Annotated in this window: 18 protein-coding genes; 7 read left to right on the top strand and 11 right to left on the bottom strand. The window is 69.6% G+C overall.

Annotation, left to right across the window (positions count from 1 at the left end; translation table 11 throughout):
• Positions 1–22: 22 nt before the first annotated feature.
• Entirely contained in the window at positions 23–1,393 is a 1,371-nt protein-coding gene (locus IG194_RS08035; protein ID WP_058487382.1) for a DUF1329 domain-containing protein, read from the top strand.
• 155 nt (positions 1,394–1,548) lie between these two features.
• A complete protein-coding gene (locus IG194_RS08030) occupies positions 1,549–4,068 on the top strand; it encodes a LuxR C-terminal-related transcriptional regulator (protein ID WP_058487381.1) in 2,520 nt (839 codons plus the stop codon).
• Positions 4,069–4,320: 252 nt separating this feature from the next.
• Here IG194_RS08030 and IG194_RS08025 read toward each other — a convergent pair whose 3' ends face one another.
• The 3 genes from IG194_RS08025 to IG194_RS08015 all read right to left on the bottom strand — a co-directional run bounded on the left by IG194_RS08025 (position 4,321) and on the right by IG194_RS08015 (position 6,029).
• Positions 4,321–4,857: a helix-turn-helix transcriptional regulator gene (locus IG194_RS08025; protein ID WP_043273136.1), complete on the bottom strand. Its 537-nt coding sequence runs from the start codon at positions 4,855–4,857 to the stop codon at positions 4,321–4,323.
• Positions 4,858–4,861: 4 nt separating this feature from the next.
• On the bottom strand, positions 4,862–5,152 hold the full coding sequence (locus tag IG194_RS08020; protein WP_043273381.1) for a hypothetical protein: 291 nt from the start codon (positions 5,150–5,152) through the stop codon (positions 4,862–4,864).
• A 67-nt stretch (positions 5,153–5,219) separates the two neighbouring features.
• Positions 5,220–6,029, bottom strand: a complete 810-nt coding sequence (locus IG194_RS08015; RefSeq protein WP_009616062.1) for a SirB1 family protein — start codon at positions 6,027–6,029, stop codon at positions 5,220–5,222.
• Between the two features lie 173 nt (positions 6,030–6,202).
• Between IG194_RS08015 and IG194_RS08010 the strand changes: the two genes are divergently transcribed.
• Entirely contained in the window at positions 6,203–7,231 is a 1,029-nt protein-coding gene (locus tag IG194_RS08010; RefSeq protein WP_009616063.1) for a Glu/Leu/Phe/Val dehydrogenase family protein, read from the top strand.
• Between the two features lie 375 nt (positions 7,232–7,606).
• Here IG194_RS08010 and IG194_RS08005 read toward each other — a convergent pair whose 3' ends face one another.
• The gene (locus tag IG194_RS08005) at positions 7,607–7,864 is read right to left on the bottom strand and encodes a YebG family protein (protein WP_009616064.1); all 258 of its coding nucleotides are present in this window, start codon (positions 7,862–7,864) and stop codon (positions 7,607–7,609) included.
• A gap of 238 nt (positions 7,865–8,102) precedes the next feature.
• On the bottom strand, positions 8,103–8,381 hold the full coding sequence (locus IG194_RS08000) for a DUF3509 domain-containing protein (RefSeq protein WP_024128466.1): 279 nt from the start codon (positions 8,379–8,381) through the stop codon (positions 8,103–8,105).
• A 168-nt stretch (positions 8,382–8,549) separates the two neighbouring features.
• On the opposite strand from IG194_RS08000, the gene IG194_RS07995 reads away from it, so the two are divergent.
• From IG194_RS07995 to IG194_RS07980, 4 genes are all read left to right on the top strand, one after another.
• Positions 8,550–9,023 carry a phosphate-starvation-inducible protein PsiE gene (locus IG194_RS07995; RefSeq protein ID WP_009616066.1) on the top strand — a complete coding sequence of 158 codons (474 nt, stop codon included), beginning with the start codon at positions 8,550–8,552 and terminating at the stop codon, positions 9,021–9,023.
• An 86-nt stretch (positions 9,024–9,109) separates the two neighbouring features.
• A complete protein-coding gene (locus tag IG194_RS07990; RefSeq protein WP_058487380.1) occupies positions 9,110–10,081 on the top strand; it encodes an HlyD family secretion protein in 972 nt (323 codons plus the stop codon).
• Positions 10,063–11,235 carry an ABC transporter permease gene (locus IG194_RS07985; protein ID WP_058487379.1) on the top strand — a complete coding sequence of 391 codons (1,173 nt, stop codon included), beginning with the start codon at positions 10,063–10,065 and terminating at the stop codon, positions 11,233–11,235. The genes IG194_RS07990 and IG194_RS07985 overlap by 19 nt, the downstream gene beginning before the upstream one ends.
• 9 nt (positions 11,236–11,244) lie before the next feature.
• Positions 11,245–12,378, top strand: a complete 1,134-nt coding sequence (locus tag IG194_RS07980; RefSeq protein WP_043312643.1) for an ABC transporter permease — start codon at positions 11,245–11,247, stop codon at positions 12,376–12,378.
• Between the two features lie 279 nt (positions 12,379–12,657).
• Here the strand turns inward: IG194_RS07980 and IG194_RS07975 are convergent, their stop codons facing one another.
• The 6 genes from IG194_RS07975 to IG194_RS07950 form a co-directional block, all read right to left on the bottom strand.
• A complete protein-coding gene (locus tag IG194_RS07975; protein WP_009616070.1) occupies positions 12,658–12,906 on the bottom strand; it encodes a hypothetical protein in 249 nt (82 codons plus the stop codon).
• 31 nt (positions 12,907–12,937) lie between these two features.
• Positions 12,938–13,825 carry a TIGR01459 family HAD-type hydrolase gene (locus IG194_RS07970; protein ID WP_058487378.1) on the bottom strand — a complete coding sequence of 296 codons (888 nt, stop codon included), beginning with the start codon at positions 13,823–13,825 and terminating at the stop codon, positions 12,938–12,940.
• A 63-nt stretch (positions 13,826–13,888) separates the two neighbouring features.
• Positions 13,889–14,560, bottom strand: coding sequence for a tyrosine-protein phosphatase (locus IG194_RS07965; RefSeq protein ID WP_058487377.1), 672 nt, complete (start codon positions 14,558–14,560; stop codon positions 13,889–13,891).
• Between the two features lie 97 nt (positions 14,561–14,657).
• A complete protein-coding gene (locus tag IG194_RS07960; RefSeq protein WP_058072763.1) occupies positions 14,658–15,035 on the bottom strand; it encodes a hypothetical protein in 378 nt (125 codons plus the stop codon).
• A 2-nt stretch (positions 15,036–15,037) separates the two neighbouring features.
• Positions 15,038–15,868, bottom strand: coding sequence for an SDR family oxidoreductase (locus IG194_RS07955; RefSeq protein ID WP_058487376.1), 831 nt, complete (start codon positions 15,866–15,868; stop codon positions 15,038–15,040).
• A gap of 71 nt (positions 15,869–15,939) precedes the next feature.
• Positions 15,940–16,404 (bottom strand): hypothetical protein, encoded by a 465-nt coding sequence (locus IG194_RS07950; RefSeq protein ID WP_009616075.1) that lies wholly within the window; start codon positions 16,402–16,404, stop codon positions 15,940–15,942.
• Between the last annotated feature and the right edge of the window lie 101 nt (positions 16,405–16,505).

Below are 16,505 nucleotides of genomic sequence, written 5' to 3'. Positions count from 1 at the left end.
CGGTCAGTCAAGGACAGGAAAGATGAACAAGATACGAATCCTGCAATGCGGCGCCCTGGTCCTGAGCCTGCTCTCCGGCGCCGTGATGGCGGCGGTGTCCGCGGACGAGGCGGCCAAGCTCGGCACCAGCCTCACGCCCATGGGCGCGCAGAAGGAAGGCAACGCCGACGGCAGCATCCCGGCCTGGACCGGCGGCATCGACAAGAGCGCCGGCAGCGAGGACGCCCGCGGCTTCCTCAGCGACCCCTTCGCCGGCGAGAAGCCGCTGTTCACCATCACCGCGCAGAACGTCGACCAGTACCGGGACAAGCTCACCGACGGCCAGGTGGCGCTGTTCAAGCGCTACCCGGATACCTACCGCATCCCGGTGTACAAGACCCACCGCACCTTCTCGCAGCCGGCGGAGATCTACCAGGCGGTCAAGACCAGCGCGCTGAACGTGCAGCCGATCAACGACGGCAACGGCCTGGCCAACTTCGACAAGAGCCGCTACTACGCCTTCCCGCTGCCGAAGAACGGCGTCGAGGTGCTGTGGAACCACATCACCCGCTACCGCGGCGGCAACCTGGCGCGCACCGTGGTCCAGGTCACCCCGCAGACCAACGGCAGCTACACGCCGATCCGCTTCGAGGAGACCGTGGCCTTCCCGCAGAACATGGGCGACGTGGACCTCGCCAAGGTCAGTAACATCCTGCTGTACTTCAAGCAGTCGGTAACGGCGCCGGCGCGCCTGGCCGGTAACGTGCTGCTGGTGCACGAGACCCTCGACCAGGTCAGGGAACCGCGCCTGGCGTGGATCTACAACGCCGGCCAACGCCGCGTGCGGCGCGCCCCGCAGGTGGCCTACGACGGCCCCGGCACCGCCGCCGACGGCCTGCGCACCTCGGACAACTTCGACATGTTCTCCGGCGCGCCGGACCGTTACGACTGGAAACTGGTGGGCAAGAAGGAGCTGTACATCCCCTACAACAGCTACAAGCTGGGCCTGCCGACCTACAAGTACGACGACATCGTCAAGGCCGGCCACCTCAACCAGGACCTGACGCGCTACGAGCTGCACCGCGTGTGGGAAGTGGTGGGCACCGTGAAGCCGGGCGAGCGGCACATCTACGCCAAGCGCCACATGTACATCGACGAGGACAGCTGGCAGATCGCCGAAGTCGACCACTACGACGGCCGCGGCCAGCTGTGGCGCGTTTCCGAAGGCCACCAGATGTTCAACTACGTGCACCAGGCCGGCGGCTACGTGCCGGAGGTGATCTACGACGTGATCGCCGGCCGCTACCTGGCCCTGGGCCTGTTCAACGAAGAGAAGAGCGGCTACCGCTTCGGCATCAAGGCCAGCATGGCCGACTACACCCCGGCGGCGCTGCGCAACGAAGGCGTGCGCTGAGCCGGGCCATGGCCGGCGGCGGGGGTTGCCGCCGGCCATGTACCTTCCTGTAATGCCAAAGGGTGATATGTCGCTACATACATCCGGCTGATAGCCCTTCCCTGGGGCCCGACTGCTGACTAGTCTCGAACGTCAGAATCGGTCGGACCCCGCCCATGATCGACGCTGTCGCCACCCTCGCTTCGCTGCCCCGCCTGCCACCGCAGCATCTGCCGCGCGCACGCCTGCGCCAGGCCCTGCTGCACGAGGAACACCGCCTGCGCCTGCTGCTCGCGCCCCTGGGGCACGGCAAGACCGTGCTGCTGGGCGAGTGCGCCCGCGCCGCGCCGGCGGGCACCCGCGTCGCCTGGCTGGCGCTGGGCGGCGAGGCCCTCGACGCCGCGGCCCTGTGCCGGCGCCTGGGCGAGGCCCTGGGCCTGGGGCCGGTCGGCGAGGTCGAAGTGCTCGGCCGCCTGCGCGACTGTAGCGAGCCGCTGTGGATCATGCTCGACGACTACCCCCGCGAACCCGATGCCGCGCTGGACGCCTGCCTCGACCGCCTGCTGGCCCAGGCTTCGCCCTGGGTGTCCTGGTGGCTGGCCAGCCGGCGGCGCCCGGCGTGCAACCTGGCGCGCCTGCTGCTGGAGGGCGAACTGCTGGAGCTGGGCGCGGCGGAACTGGGCTTCGACGCCGCCGAGCTGGAAGCCTTCCTGCTGCGCAACGGCCGCGACTGGCCGGAGGAACTGCGCCTGGCGCTGCTGGAGCAGACCGACGGCTGGTGCGCCGGCATCCGCCTGCGCCTGCTCGGCTGGCCGGCCGAGGTGGGCACGCCCTCGCCGGGGCAACTGGCCGAGGCCGGCCGGCCGCTGCTGCGCGAATACCTGCAGCGGGAAATCCTCGACGCCCTGCCGGCGCCGCTGGCGGAGGTGCTCTGCGACCTGGCGCGGCTCGCCCGCTGCTGCACCTCCCTGGCCGAATACCTCTTCGAGGAGCAGCCCGGCGTTCTCGAAGCCCTGCTCGAACGCGGCGTCGGCCTGCAGCGCGAGGAGGGCGCCGGCGCCTGGTACCGCCTGCCGCCGCTGCTGGCCGACGAACTCGCCGACATGGGCCACGGCTCGCCCTACAGCCTGCACCGCCGGGCCTGCCAGTGGTACAACCAGCAGGGCGACATCCACGCCGCCTTCGAACACTCATTGCGCGCCGAGCAACCCGACGTCGCCGCCAGCCTGCTGCAGCGCCTGACCGAAGAACAACTGCTGCAAGGGCACAACGTGGCGCGGGTGCTGCGCTTGCGCGAGGAACTGCCGCAAGAGCTGCTGGCGAGCACGCCGCGCCTGCTGATCCTCAACGCCTGGGCGCTGCTTTTCGGCGGGCGCCTGGACGAAGTCGAGACGCAGCTGCAGGCCTTCTCGCGCTTCCTGCCGCTGCCCGGCGAGGCGCGCCAACGGGCGCTGGTGGCACAGTGGCTGGGCCTGGCCGGCATGCTCGCCCACGCCCGTGGCCGCCGCGAGGCCGCGCCGCTGCTGCAGGCCGCCCTGGACGACCTGCCGGACGAAGCCTGGGCGCAGCGCCTGATCAGCCTGTCCGCGCTCAGCCAACTGGCGCTGATCGACGGCCGCCTGGACGAGGCCCGCCTGCTCAACCGCGATGCCCTGAAGCTGGCCCGCGCCCGCGGCAGCGCCATCTTCGAGGCCTACCTGGAGATCGACCACGCCTACCTGCTGGCCCAGCGCGGCGAGCTGCCGCGCGCCGAAGCCCTGCTGCGGCGCATGCTCGACACCCTGGCCGAACGGCACCAGAGCGGCTGCCCGGTGGCCTGCCGCGCGCAGTTGCGCCTGGGCTGGGCGTGCTACCACCAGGGCCGCCCGGCCGAGGCGCGCCAGTTGATGCAGGACGGCCTGCGCGGTGCGCAGCGCAACCTCGACCCCTGCGCCCTGTACGGCTACATCGGCCTGGCGATGCTCGACGCGCGCCAGGGCCAGTTCGACGTGGCCTTCAACCGCCTGCTCGAAGCCGAGCGGCAGATGCAGCTGCAGCACATCCCCGAGGCGGTCTACCGCGGCCCGCTGCTGCTGGCCGGCGGCACCCTCGGCCTGCGCCAGGGGCGGACCGCCCAGGCCCGGGAAATCTTCACCCGGGTGCTCGGCCGCTACCGCGAGGAAGGCCGCAGCGCGCCGGCCTCGGCGGTCGACCTGCTGCTGCGGGTGGAATGCCAGCTGGCCATGGCGGATATCCAGGACGGCCAGGCGCAACGGGCGCTGGAGCGCTTGTCGAACCTGCTGGCGGAAATGCAGCGGCAGGGGCGCATGGCCCTGGTCTGCGAGGTCCTGCTGGGGCTGGCGCTGGCCCATGCCGCCGCCGGCGCCGACGAACAGGCCCGCGACTGCTGGCAGGAAGGCCTGGAACTGGCCCGCCGCCACGGCCTGGAAGCGATACTGGAAGACGCCCGCCAGCGCCTGCCGGAACGCTTGGCCGAACAGGCCGGCGAACGCCCGGCGCCGCTGCTCAGCCTGCGCGAACTGTCGGTGCTGGAACTGATCGCCCGCGGCTGCTCCAACCTGGAGATCGGCGAGCGCCTGTTCATCTCCCTGCACACCGTGAAAACCCACGCCCGGCGCATCAACGGCAAGCTCGGCGTCGAACGCCGCACCCAGGCCGTGGCCCGGGCCAAGGAGCTGGGGCTGCTCAAGGCCTGATGCCCTGGAGGCCCTTGCCGGCTGAGCCGAGGTGCTTTTCGTAGGATGGGTTGAGCTTGCGAAACCCATGCGGTTGCCCTGATGGGTATCGCTTCGCTCAACGCCATCCTACGGGGCGTCGTGTATGCCGGAGGGTAGGGGGGCTCAGGCGTGTTTTCGTAGGATGGGTGGAGCGAAGCGATACCCATCGCGCTGGTACGCCCAAATGTCGTAGGGCGAATAACGCGAAGCGTTATCCGCCGTTATCTCGGGCTAGAGGTCGAGGGAGCCCGGCAGACCGTGGCTCAACGCCTGCCTGCCGAAAACCTTGTTGGCGAGCAGCGCGGCGTTGATGGCCTCGGCCACGGTGGCCAGTTCGATTTCTTCCGGGGCGATGCGCATGATGCTGCTGCTGGAAAGGAACTTGAGTATGTCGGCCAGGTGCCAGATGAGCGTCGAGCCGCCATGGGCCGGGACCGGGAAAGTGCCCTGGTACTTGTTCCTGAGCTTGAGCATGTATTGCCGGGAAACGCTGAGCTTGCTGGCGACATCGCTCAGGCCCACGTAGTCGGGGGAGACCTCCACCAGCGAGGCGCCCGGGATGGCCCGCTGCACATCCTTGATGGCGGAAACGATGGCGACTTCTGCGCTGCTCGCTTCACGGATGAAGTCCAGGCCGAGCAGGCCTGGGATGCCCGTGCCCACGAGCGCGTCGGTGCAACCTTCGGCCCCCAGGCGCTCGACGATCTCGTCGAACTGCTCGTCGGTCTGTGCGTCGATCTTGAACTTGAGGGTGAATTCGAAATCCATCGCTTCAGGTCTCGGAAGAATCTGTTGCCGATTCGGCCTCTTTCGCTGTTTCCGTCATCCCGCCGCTGCAGTTGTCCACCACCCGGCGGACCTGCCTGGCATGGTTGCCGGGGTTTTTGGGCGTGCTCCAGATGCTCGTCGTGCAATGAATGCCGCAGCGGCAATCGTTGGAGTTGAAGGGGCAGCGCAACTTGCCCCAGGCATGGCCGCCGCCCTCGATGATCGTCCAGCCTGCGCTTTCCGCATATTGCAGCGCCTTTTCCACTTCCTTGTCGGGATGCTTCTTGCGAGGCATTGACTTCTCCAGCCTAGGAAAGAACATGTGGGTTGTCAACTGACAACCTTTTCGGGCGCTCGTTTTCTCAATGCAACGCCTTCTTCTGCACCGCGATCGCCTCGATGCGCTGGCCCAGGCGCAGTTGCTCGGCCGGGTCGTCGCTGAGCAGCAGGGCGCGCTCCAGGTCGTAGCGTTCGGCCTGGGGGCATTCCAGCTGGTGGTAGAGGTCGGCGCGGGCCAGGTGGTCGGCGGCGCTGGCGGCGCCCAGTTCCAGTACGCGCTGGGCGTCCTTCAGGGCCGCCAGGTGGTCGCCGGCGGCCTGGTGCAGCTGGCGCAGGTTGCGCGAAAGGCGCTGGAGCATCTCGCGCGGCTCGGCGTTGCGCAGGAAGGCGGCGCTCAGCTCCACGTTCGGGCCCAGGTGGCGGGCCAGCAGGTCGCGGCAGTCGCGGGGGTAGAGGCGGCGGCCGGTGGCGGGGTCGAGCAGGTGGTCGGCGCCGGGCACGCGCAGCAGGAAGCGCGCGGGGAAGTTCACCCCCTGCAGGGCGATGCCCTGGCGGCGCGCCAGCTCCAGGGCGATCAGCGCCAGCGACAACGGTTGCCCGCGGCGGCGCTGCAGCACCTGGGGCAGCAGGGCGGCGCGGGCCAGCAGGGGCACGTCGTCGTCCTCGGCGAAGCCCAGCTCGTTCAGCCGGCGCAGCAGCAGTTGGGCCTGCTCGATGTCGCCGGCGGCCACGGGCAGCGTCGCCTGCAGTTGCCGCTGCAGATCGTCGAGCACGCGCAGGGCCTGCTCGGGCGGCAGGTGCGGTTCGTGCTCGGCGGCTATCCACAGGGCCGCCTCGAACAGCGCTGGTGGCTCCTGGGCTAGGCAGGCGAGGCAGGCTTGGCGCGGGTCCATGGCGTTCTCCGGCTGATACTGCGTTTTACCCGCAGCGCCGGGGCGCCGTCCAGAGCCGCCGTGGCTGGTCGTCGGCGCCGCCGCTGGCCCGCGGCGCCTCTGCCTATACTGAAGGGGCCGGCCGCGGCAGGCGCCGCCGGCCGACCCTCACGCGCCAGCAAGGGAGCGCCGCCATGTTCGACATGATGGAAGCCACCCGGCTAGAGAAACTGCACCTCGCCTACGACCCGGCCACCGGGCTGCGGGCTGTCATCGCCATCCACAGCACCCGCCTGGGCCCGGCCCTGGGCGGCTGCCGCTACCTGCCTTATCCCAACGACGAGGCGGCCCTGCGCGACGCTGCGCGCCTGGCCCAGGGCATGAGCTACAAGGCCGCCCTGGCCGGCCTGCGCCAGGGCGGCGGCAAGGCGGTGATCCTGCGCGCGCCCCATGTAGATAACCGCGGCGCGTTGTTCGAGGCCTTCGGCCGCTTCATCGAAAGCCTCGGCGGGGCCTACGTCACCGCGGTGGACAGCGGCACCTCCAGCGCCGACATGGACTGCATCGCCCAGCACACCGAGCACGTCACCAGCACCACCCGCGGCGGCGATCCCTCGCCGCACACGGCATTGGGCGTATTCGCCGGCATCCGCGCCAGCGCCCAGGCGCGCCTGGGCAGCGACGACCTGGAGGACCTGCGCATCGCCGTGCAGGGGCTGGGCCACGTGGGCTACGCCCTGTGCGAACACCTGCACGCCGCCGGCGCCGAACTGCTGGTCAGCGACCTGGACCCGGGCAAGGTGCAACTGGCGGTCGACCAGTTCGGCGCCCAGCCCATCGCCAACGAGGCGCTGCTGACCACGCCCTGCGACATTCTCGCGCCCTGCGGCCTGGGCGGGGTGCTCAGCTCGCCGGTGGTGGCGCAGTTGCGCTGCGCGGTGGTGGCCGGCGCGGCGAACAACCAGCTGGCGCACCCGGACGTGGCCGACGAGCTGGAAGCCCGCGGCATCCTCTATGCGCCGGACTACGTGATCAATTCCGGCGGGCTGATCTACGTCGCCCTGCAGCATCAGGGCCAGGAGCTGCCGGCGATCACCGCGCACCTGGCGCAGATCGGCAACCGCCTCACCGAGGTGTTCGCCCACGCCCAGGCCGACCACCGCTCGCCGGCGCGGGTGGCGGACATGCTTGCAGAGCGGATTCTCTACGGGCATGGGGGATGACAGGCTGCAGCGGGGGCTATTGGGTCGCGAATGGAGTTTCCCTGGGACGCTGCTGCATGAGGGAAGCGCCTTTCCCTCTCCCTAACCCTCTCCCTGAAGGGAGAGGGGACCGTTGGGCAGATGTTGATGTTTCGGCGTTAGCCGGCTAGCACAGAAATTACCGGCTGAAACCATTCCTCCTCTCGGCACGGACAAGCCCCCTCTCCCTTCAGGGAGAGGGCTGGGGAGAGGGTGCGGAGTCACCCCGAAACACCATAGCTGCCGGAAGGCGCCATTCCTCTGTAGGAGCGCACCTTGCGCGCGATTTCGCGAGTAGGGCGCGCTCTTACAGGTAGCCGGGAAGCACGGGACCTGTCCCGCAGAGCCCCCCGGTGCTCATTCCCCTTCCGCGAACAACTCGCCAAGGGCGTCGGGCTGGTTCTTGAAGGCGCGGGCGAAGGTGTCGCGGTGGCGGGCCATGAAGATGCCCACTTCCTCCACCTGCTCCTCGTTCAGCGAGGGCACCGCCTTGTGCAGGACGGCGGCGAGGTTCTCCGCCAGTTCGAGCATCTTGTCGTGCCGGTCGGCTTCTGCCTTATCCATGAACAGGCGCTCCGGATCGCGGCTGCTGCGGTACACCACTTCGACGGCCATTCATCACCTCGTATGCCTTCTTGCTGTCTGGGGGAGTAAATACTGTTTATTTATACAGTTAAGCATAAGGCAATCGCCCGACCCCTGGGAAGAGGGAAATCGCAGAAGGCCAGTATGGCCGGCGAACCGCTTCGGGGCACGCGGGGCCATGGCAGGGCATGCGACAAGTTGGCGCGGGGCTGGTGGATGGCGCGCGGCGGCGGCGCCCGGCATGCTGGCCGGGCGCGCGGGGGAAGGCTCAGGAGGCGATGCGCAGGGCGCGGCCGGCGGTCATGTCCGCCAGCAGGCGCGGGGCGCTGTCGCCCTGCTCGATGGCGATGCCGAAGCGGATGCTCTGGATCAGGCGTTGCAGCTGTTCGGCGTCCTGCAGCTGGGCGTTGCGGATGAGCCGCTTGGCCGCCACGCCGGCTTCGGTGGAAAGCGTCAGCACGATGCTGCCGTCCGGCCGTTCGAGGCTGAAATTGACCCGGAACTGGGCCTGGAATGCATCGGTGAGTACCTGGAAGGGGCTTTCCATCTTCGATCCTGCCTGCGTGGTGGCGTGACCCTTCATGGACTGGAAGGCGTCAGCAAAGTTCGCATTCATATTGCCGCAGCCTCGGCAGGCTATTGCTGCCCAGGGTCAATGGCGTGTGTCTTGCACGTACCAAGCCAACAATCGCTTTATCGAACCGGGAGTCGACGGATGAAACTGCAATGGGCCGAACGCATGCGCCAACAGATGCACGGAATGGCCGAGTCGCTGGGCAACCTGCTGGTGGAGGGCTTCCACTACCTGGCGCTGTTCGCCATCGGCGGCACCGTGTTCTGGTCGGCGGCGGTGGCCTTCGTCGAGATGTTCGAGAAGGGCCACGCGAGCATCGACGACATCCTGCTGCTGTTCATCTACCTCGAACTGGGCGCCATGGTCGGCATCTACTTCAAGACCAACCACATGCCGGTGCGCTTCCTGATCTACGTGGCGATGACCGCGCTGACGCGCCTGATGATCGCCGACATCCAGCACAACCACGTGCCCGACGACGGCATCATCCTGGTCTCGGTGGCCCTGTTGCTGCTGGCCCTGGCCATCCTGGTGGTGCGCTACGCCTCCTCGCGCTTCCCCTCGGCGCCCTCGGGCAAGGGCGAGCAGGCGCTGCTGCAGGACGACGAGCGCTGACGGCGCTTCGAGCAGCAATGGCCCCCTTGGCGGCCGCGATGCACTAACATCGGAATAATTCGCGCCGCCGAGGGAAGACCCGCACGATGAAGGGCTGGAAGCTGTTCGCACCCCTGCTGCTCCTGATAATCATCTCCATCACCCTGTACCTGCGTCTGCACACCCAGCCCTTGCTGCTGCAAGGCGAGGCGGACGCCACCGAAGTCATAGTCGCCTCCAAGGCCAAGGGCCGCGTCGAGACGCTGCATGTGCGGCGTGGCGACGACGTGCAGAAGGGCCAGCTGTTGATAAGCCTGAGCAGCCCGGAGCTGCAGGCCCAGCTGGATTCCCTGCGCGCCGGGCGCAGCCAGGCCCAGGCGCAGCTCGACGAATCCCTGCACGGCACCCGCGAGGAAACCCTGCGCGCCCTCCAGGCCAGCCTGCAGCAGGCCCAGGCCGAGCTGCGCAACGCCGAGCTGGACTTCCAGCGCAACGAGGAACTGGCCGGCCGCGGCTTCGTCTCCCAGGCCCAGCTCGACACCACCCGGCGCGCCCGCGACGTGGCGCGCAACCAGGTGGCCGAGGCCCAGGCCAACCTCGACCAGGGCCAGCGCGGCGACCGCGAGGAAGTGCGCCAGGCGCTGCAGGCCGCGGTGCGCCGCGCCGACGCGCAGATCGCCGAACTGCAGGCGCAGACCGACGATCTGGCCGTGCTCGCCCCGGTGGACGGCGAGGTTGGGCCCATCCCGGCGGAGGAGGGCGAGCTGATCAACGCCTACAGCCCGCTGCTGACCCTGGTGCGGCTGTCCGACAGCTACCTGGTGTTCAACCTGCGCGAGGACATCCTCGCCAAGGTGCGCAAGGGCGACAAGGTGAAGCTGCGCATCCCGGCGCTGGGAGACGCCGAGGTGGACACCGAGGTGCGCTACATCGCCCCGCTGGGCGACTTCGCCACCAAGCGCGCCACCCGCGCCACCGGCGACTTCGACCTGAAGACCTTCGAGGTCCGCCTGTACCCGCTGCAAGCGGTGCCGGGCCTGCGTCCGGGGATGAGCGCGCTGTGGCAATGGCAGCAATAAGGCGCAACCTGCAGCGCTTCGCCCAGGCGTTCAACACCGAGACGCGCATCGCCGTGCGCAGCTGGACCATCCACTGGCTCGGCTGGCTGTGGCCGCTGCTGCTGTTCACCCTGATCAGCGGCATCTACCAGGCCGGCACCCTGCTGGACATGCCGGTGGCGGTGGTCGACGCCAACCACAGCCACCTGTCGCGGCGCGTGGTGCGCGAGCTGGACGCCGGTTCCCACGCCCAGGTCGAGGTGCTCGGCGGCGGCCTGCAGGAAGGCCTGCGGCGCCTGCGCGCGGCCGACGACTATGCGCTGCTGTACATCCCCCGCGACTTCGAGGCCGACGCCCTGGCCGGGCGCCAGCCGCGCGCGGTGCTCTACTACAACTCGCTGTTCTATTCCGCCGGCTTCTATTCCACCCAGGACTTCAGCGGCCTGGTCGCCGGCGTCAACCAGGACCTGCGCCCCTACCTGGCCGCCGGCGCGGGCGCCCCGCTGCCGAAGCTGGCGAGCATCAGCGTGGCCTACGAGAGCCTGTTCAACGCCAGCGGCAACTACATCTACTACCAGCAGTTCGCCGCCATCGTGCACCTGCTGCAGCTGTTCGTGATCGTCGCCACCGTCCACGTGCTGGCCCGCGAGGCCCCGGAGCTGCGCGCCTCCTCGCCGCACATCCTGCGCGCCCGGGCGCTGGGCGTGCGCCTGCTGGGCAAGCTGGCGCCTTACACCCTGCTGTTCAGCGCGCTGCTGATGCTGGAGCTGTTCCTGCTGGTGACGCTCAACGGCGCGAAGATCAACGGCAGCCCGCTGTGGATGCTGGCGATCACCGTGTGCTACGTGATGGCCGCGCAGAGCGTCGGCCTGGTGCTGTTCATCTTCACCGCCAACCGCTTCAGCGCCTACTCGCTGATCGGCCTGCTGATCGGCGTGGCGCAGACCTATTCCGGGGTGCTGCTGCCGGACCTGGCGATGCCCGAGATCGCCCGCTTCATCAGCCTGGCCGAGCCGCTGACGCACACCCTGCACGGCCTGTTCGACCAGTTCCTGCGCCAGGCCCCGCCGGAATCCGGGCTGTACGCCTGCTGCCGGCTGCTGGTCTACCCGCTGCTGGCCTACATGATCGCCAAGCTGCGCCTGCGCCGGCGCCTCGATTTGAGCCCGGCCTGAGGAGGCGCCATGGAGAACTTCTGGAGCGTCCTCAGGCAGACCCTGAAGAACATGCTGGGCAAACCGCTGTGGCTGCTGACCGTGCTGTCGGTGGCGCTGACCACCTTGCCCTACGCCCACCGCACCATGGACGACCTGCCGGTGGCGGTGATCGACATGGACCACAGCGCCGCCTCCCGCGAGCTGATCCGCCTGCTCGACGCCGCGCCCAAGATCGCCGTGCGCAGCTACAGCGAGCTGCCCACGGCGCAGCACGACCTGGCCTGGCGCCGGCTGTTCGGCATCGTCATCCTCCCGGTGGACTTCGAAAAGCGCGTGCTGCGCGGCGAGGCGGTGAGCGTGCCGATCTTCGGCGACGCCACCAACCGCATGGCCAACGGGCAGATCCAGCAGGACATCAGCGCCACCTACAACGAGCTGACGCTGCGCTACAACGCCCACCTGCTGCTGCACAACGGCTTCAGCGCGAGCCAGGCCGAGGTGCTGCTGAGCCCGGTGGTGGGCCAACTGACCGACCTGTTCAACCCCGGCACCAGCTTCGCCGCCATCGTCCTGCCGGGGCTGGTGACGCTGATCCTGCAGCACAGCCTGCTGCTGTCCTGCACCCGGGTGAACCTCAACCTGCGCGGCGGCACCCCGCGCTCGCTGCGCCAGCCGCCGTCCACGCGCTTCGGCCGCTACGCTGCGCAGTTGCTGATCTGGACGGTGCTGGCCATGCTCTTCTACGTGATCTGGCCGTGGATCATGGGCTACCGGCAGACCGCCTCGTTCTTCATGCTCATGGGCCTGGTGCTGCCCTTCCTGCTGGCGGTGATCGCCCTGAGCGAATTCCTCGCCGAGCTGCTGCCCTCGGAAGAGGCGGTGTACCTGACCATGACCTTCATCACCCTGCCGCTGTTCTACATGGCCGGCTTCACCTGGCCGCCCCAGGCCATGCCGCAGTGGGTGCAGTGGCTGGCCAACGGCATCCCCTCCACCTGGGCGATCCGCGCGGTGGTGGAGATGAACCAGATGAACCTGCCGCTCTCGGCGGTTTCCGACCGCATCCTGGTGCTGCTGGGCATGGCCGCCGCCTACGGCCTGCTGGGCACGCTGATCTACCAGTTCCGCAACTGGCGCTGGGACCAGCTCAAGGGTTGGTGAGCCCCGAAGCGCTCTTGCTCGCTCCTACGAGAAGCCGTGCCTGCCCGCGGGAGCGGATCTCGCTGTGGCCATGGCGATGGGTATCGCTTCGCTCGACCCATCCTACGGGGCTCCGACCCTGACCGTGGAGCCCGGCATGGGCTTGGGTGTATCGGCGGATAACCGCGAACGGTTATACGCCCTACGCCATGGCTGGGTGTTGCGTAGGGCGGATAACGCCTACGGCGTTATCCGCCGTTTGACCTTGGCCCCCGGCCGCTGCGGATTCGAACCCGGAGCTCAGGCATCGCGCCCCTTGCGCCGGTTCTTGTAGCTGCCGCGGATGTTCATCGCCGCCAGGCACAGTTGCAGCAGCACCAGAGCGTAGGCCTTGGCCGGCAGGCCCCAGGCTATCCACAGGGCGTTGCTGGCCAGGAAGGTCCAGAAGCCGAGCTTGCGCCGCCGGCGCTCGCGGGAGCCGACCAGCCAGGCGGCCAGTACCGTGACCAGCATCGCCGGCCATTGCAGCAGGTCGAGGAGTTCGTGCATGGGGCGGTTTCCCGCGGCTGTCGTCCTGACTTCAGACCAACCCGGGCGCCGCGAAGTGCGGTCGGACTGCGTAGCCGTCGAGCAGCGCCTGCACCTTGTCGGCGTCCAGCTCGCCGTTGAAGGGCACGCCCAGGGCCTGGCGGTGGATGCCGGTGGCGGCCAGCCAGAGGGTGTCGATGCGCGCGGCCAGGGCGCCGGGCACGTCGGTCACCAGGGAGTCGCCGACGAACAGGATGTTCTGCGCCCCGCGCGCCTGCAGCTGCCGCTCGGCGATGCGGAAGGCCGCCGGGTCCGGCTTGCCGAACCAGCGCACCTGGCCGCCTTCCTCGGCGAAGGCTTCGGCCAGGCGGCCGGCGCCGAACACCGTGCGCCCGGCGGAGACCACCACGCGGTCCGGGTTGGCGCAGAGGAAGGGCAGGTCCAGGCCCTGGCGCAGTGGTTCGAAACGCGCCTCCAGCTCGTCCTGGGGGAAGCTGCCGACGCCGAGGATCAGCGTGGCCTTGTGGATATCCGTGCCGAAGCGCTCGCGGATGTGCGCAGGCCAGGTGCCCAGGGCGTCGGCCACGCCGGCGATGCAGATGCCGCCGCGCTGCAGCTGGGCGTCGTGCTCGATGGCGTCGATGGCCAACTGCCCGGAGGTGGTGATGCCCGCGTACAGCTCCCGCGGCACGCCCAGGCTTTCCAGGGTGTCGGCCATTTCCACGACGCTGCGCGAGGCGTTGCTGAGGAACCACACCGGGCGGCCCTCGGCGGCGCGGCGGCGGAGCCAGGCGAGGGCGCCGGGGAACGCCTCGGCGCCGTCGATCAGCACGCCCCAGAGGTCGAGGAGGAAGCCGTCGTAGCCGGCGCAGAAGTCATCCAGGCCGGCGTGATCGATGAGGCGGGTGTGGGTGACGGCGCTGAAGCGTGGGGAGGTCATGGCAAGCCTGTCGCGGGGGAAAAGCCCCAGCCTAGCGCACCGCGGGCAGGCGGGTGAATGCTTTCAGCTGGCCGGGCGGGCCTGGGCGACGCTCTCCGGCGCCGGGGCCACCGGCACCTCCACCAGACCGCGCAGGTGGCACAGGCTGAACGGGCTGGGGCTGCAGCGCCCCTCGGCCATGGCCTGGCGGATGGCGTCGACGTCGGCGTTCTGCACGTAGTGGATGGCGTCGGCCATGTCGTCGGCGCTGCCGAAGCCGCCCTCGCGCATTTCCTTGAGCGCGTCTTCCTTGCTCCAGCCCTGGACCACCGTGCGGTACATGGCGGAGAACAGCCCGGTGCGGTCGCTGCCGTGCTTGCAGTGCATCAGCACCGGGCCCTGCTGCTGGGCGGCCTGCAGCAGGTTGAGCACGCGGATGACGTCGGCGTCGTCGACGCGGTCGGCGTGGGTCGGGAAGCTGAGGATCTGCAGCGGTGCGGCGCCGGTCCAGGCCTTGTCGTCGTCCTTGATGAAGCTCAGCACCGTGTGTACGCCGAGCTGCTGCAGCAGCGGCAGGTCCTGGCCGTCGGGCAGGGCGCTGCGGTAGAGGCTGGGCGACATGCGATAGAGGTTGAACGACTTGTCCACCGGCTGCGCCCAGGCGGTGGGGCGCTCGTCGGCGTGGGCCGCTGCGGTGACCAGGGCGAGGGCGAGCAGACAATGGCGCAGGACGGAAAAGGGCAGGGCGGGGCGCATGGGGGCCTCCTGGCTGGCGGAGCGCAGACAGTAGGCGGCGGGCGATAAAGCCCGGATGAAAAGATCGTGAAAAAAGCGTGAAGACGCCCCGCGGCGATCAGCGGGGCAGGAAGCGCGCCTGCACCGGCGGGCGGAAGAACCACCAGGCGGCCAGCGGGTAGACCAGGTAATTCACCAGGTACAGCAGCAGCGCGGCGTGGCTCGGTGGGTTGCGCCAGGCGGCCAGGGCCACCAGCGCCAGGTACAGCAGGGCCAGGCCGGCGGCGTAGAAGCCGAGCAGGCGCCAGCGCTCGCCGACGCTGGGCAGGCGCCCCACGCGGCGGGCGAAGAAGAATGCCATGCCGGCGCCGATGGCCAGCGCCACCAGCAGGTTCACCGGCACCAGGCCGTAGCGCAGCAGGGTGCGCAGCAGCACGTTGAGGACGATGGCGACGAGGATGCCGGCGAGGGCGTAGTAGCGGGTGCGGATGGGCATGGCTAGAGGCTCCCGTCCAGGCCGAAGCGTTTCTTCAGGGCCTTGTCCAGCAGGCCGGTGGGCAGCCAGCGCGCCAGCAGCGGCAGGGCGCGGCTGCCGTGGCCGACGCGCAGCAGGCGCGGGCGTGGCTGGCGCTGCACGGCGGCGAGCAACTGGCGGGCCAGTTCGGCGGCCGGGGTGGGTTTGTCCTGGGAGGCGCCGGCGCGGGCGCGGATGAACTCGCGCAGCGGCCACCAGGGCGAGCGGTCGTCCACCAACTCCTGCCAGGTGCGCCCGGCGTTGGCGCCGAAGCTGGAGGCGATGGCGCCGGGCTGCACTTCCAGCACCCCGATGCCGAAGGGCGCGAGCTCCAGGCGCAGCGCCTCGTTGAGCGCGTGCAGCGCGGCCTTGGAGGCGCAGTAGGCGCCGGCGAAGGGGGTGACCAGCACCCCGGAGACGCTGCCGATGTTCACCACCAGCCCACGGCGTTCGCGCAGCAGCCCGAAGCAGGCGCGGGTCAGCTCGACCACGGCGAAGACATTGGTCTCGAACTGCCGGCGCAGGGCTTCGGCGCCGCCGTCCAGCAGCGGGCCCATGGCGCCGTAGCCGGCGTTGTTGACCAGCACGTCCAGGCCGCCGGCCTCGCGCTGCAGCTGCTCGGCCAGGCGGGCGATGGCGGCGCCGTCGTCCACGTCCAGTCGCACGCCGCGGAAACCGGCCTGGCCCAGGGTGGCCACGTCTTCGTCGCGCCGGGCGGTGGCCCAGACGCTGTAGCCGGCGCCCTGGAAGGCCTCGGCCAGGGCGCGGCCGATGCCGCTGGAGCAGCCGGTGATGAGGACGACGGGTTGGGGCATGGCGGCTTTCCTTGGCGTGGGCGCGTGGGTGTTCGGCGCCTACCCTAGCCGATTGCGCCGCGCGGGTGAACTCAGTCGCCGAAGCGCCCTTCGATGCGCTCGGCGCGGAACTCCAGGGTGCTGGCGCGGTAGCCCGGGCGCAGCGCCGGCAGCGGCAGGCAGTCGCTCCAGGCGTCGCCGCCGAGCAGCGCGCCGGGGCCGCGGTAGCGCGGCGCTTCGTAGAGGTTCTCGGCGAGGTCGGTGGTGTCGCCGGGGCGGTAGGCGGCGACCTTCCAGCGCAGTTCCAGCAGCGGCGCGTCGCTGCCGTTCTTCAGGTCGACGCGCAGCGGGCGGTCGGCCGGGCACAGCGTCGGCGCGTAGCGGATGCGCAGTTCCAGGCGCTCCAGGCGGCGCTGGTCGAGGCTGTCCTGCCAGATCGCCAGGGCCACCACCAGGCCCAGGCCGACCAGGGCCGCGGCCGAGATCGGCAGCGCGCGGGCGGGGTAGCGCAGCAGCAGGATGATCCAGGTGACGATGAGGAGGATGCCGAAGAACATGGATGCGTCCGGGATGGGCCTGGGCAGCAGCCTAGCAAATCCGTCGCTTCTGCAACGACTTCGACGGATGGCCACGACCTGGGTCAAGATTGTGCGCGAAT

Origin of the sequence: Pseudomonas sp. ADPe, assembly GCF_014843515.1 — a bacterium.
Lineage (GTDB): Bacteria > Pseudomonadota > Gammaproteobacteria > Pseudomonadales > Pseudomonadaceae > Pseudomonas > Pseudomonas citronellolis.
This window is presented reverse-complemented; position numbering and strand designations above follow the sequence as displayed.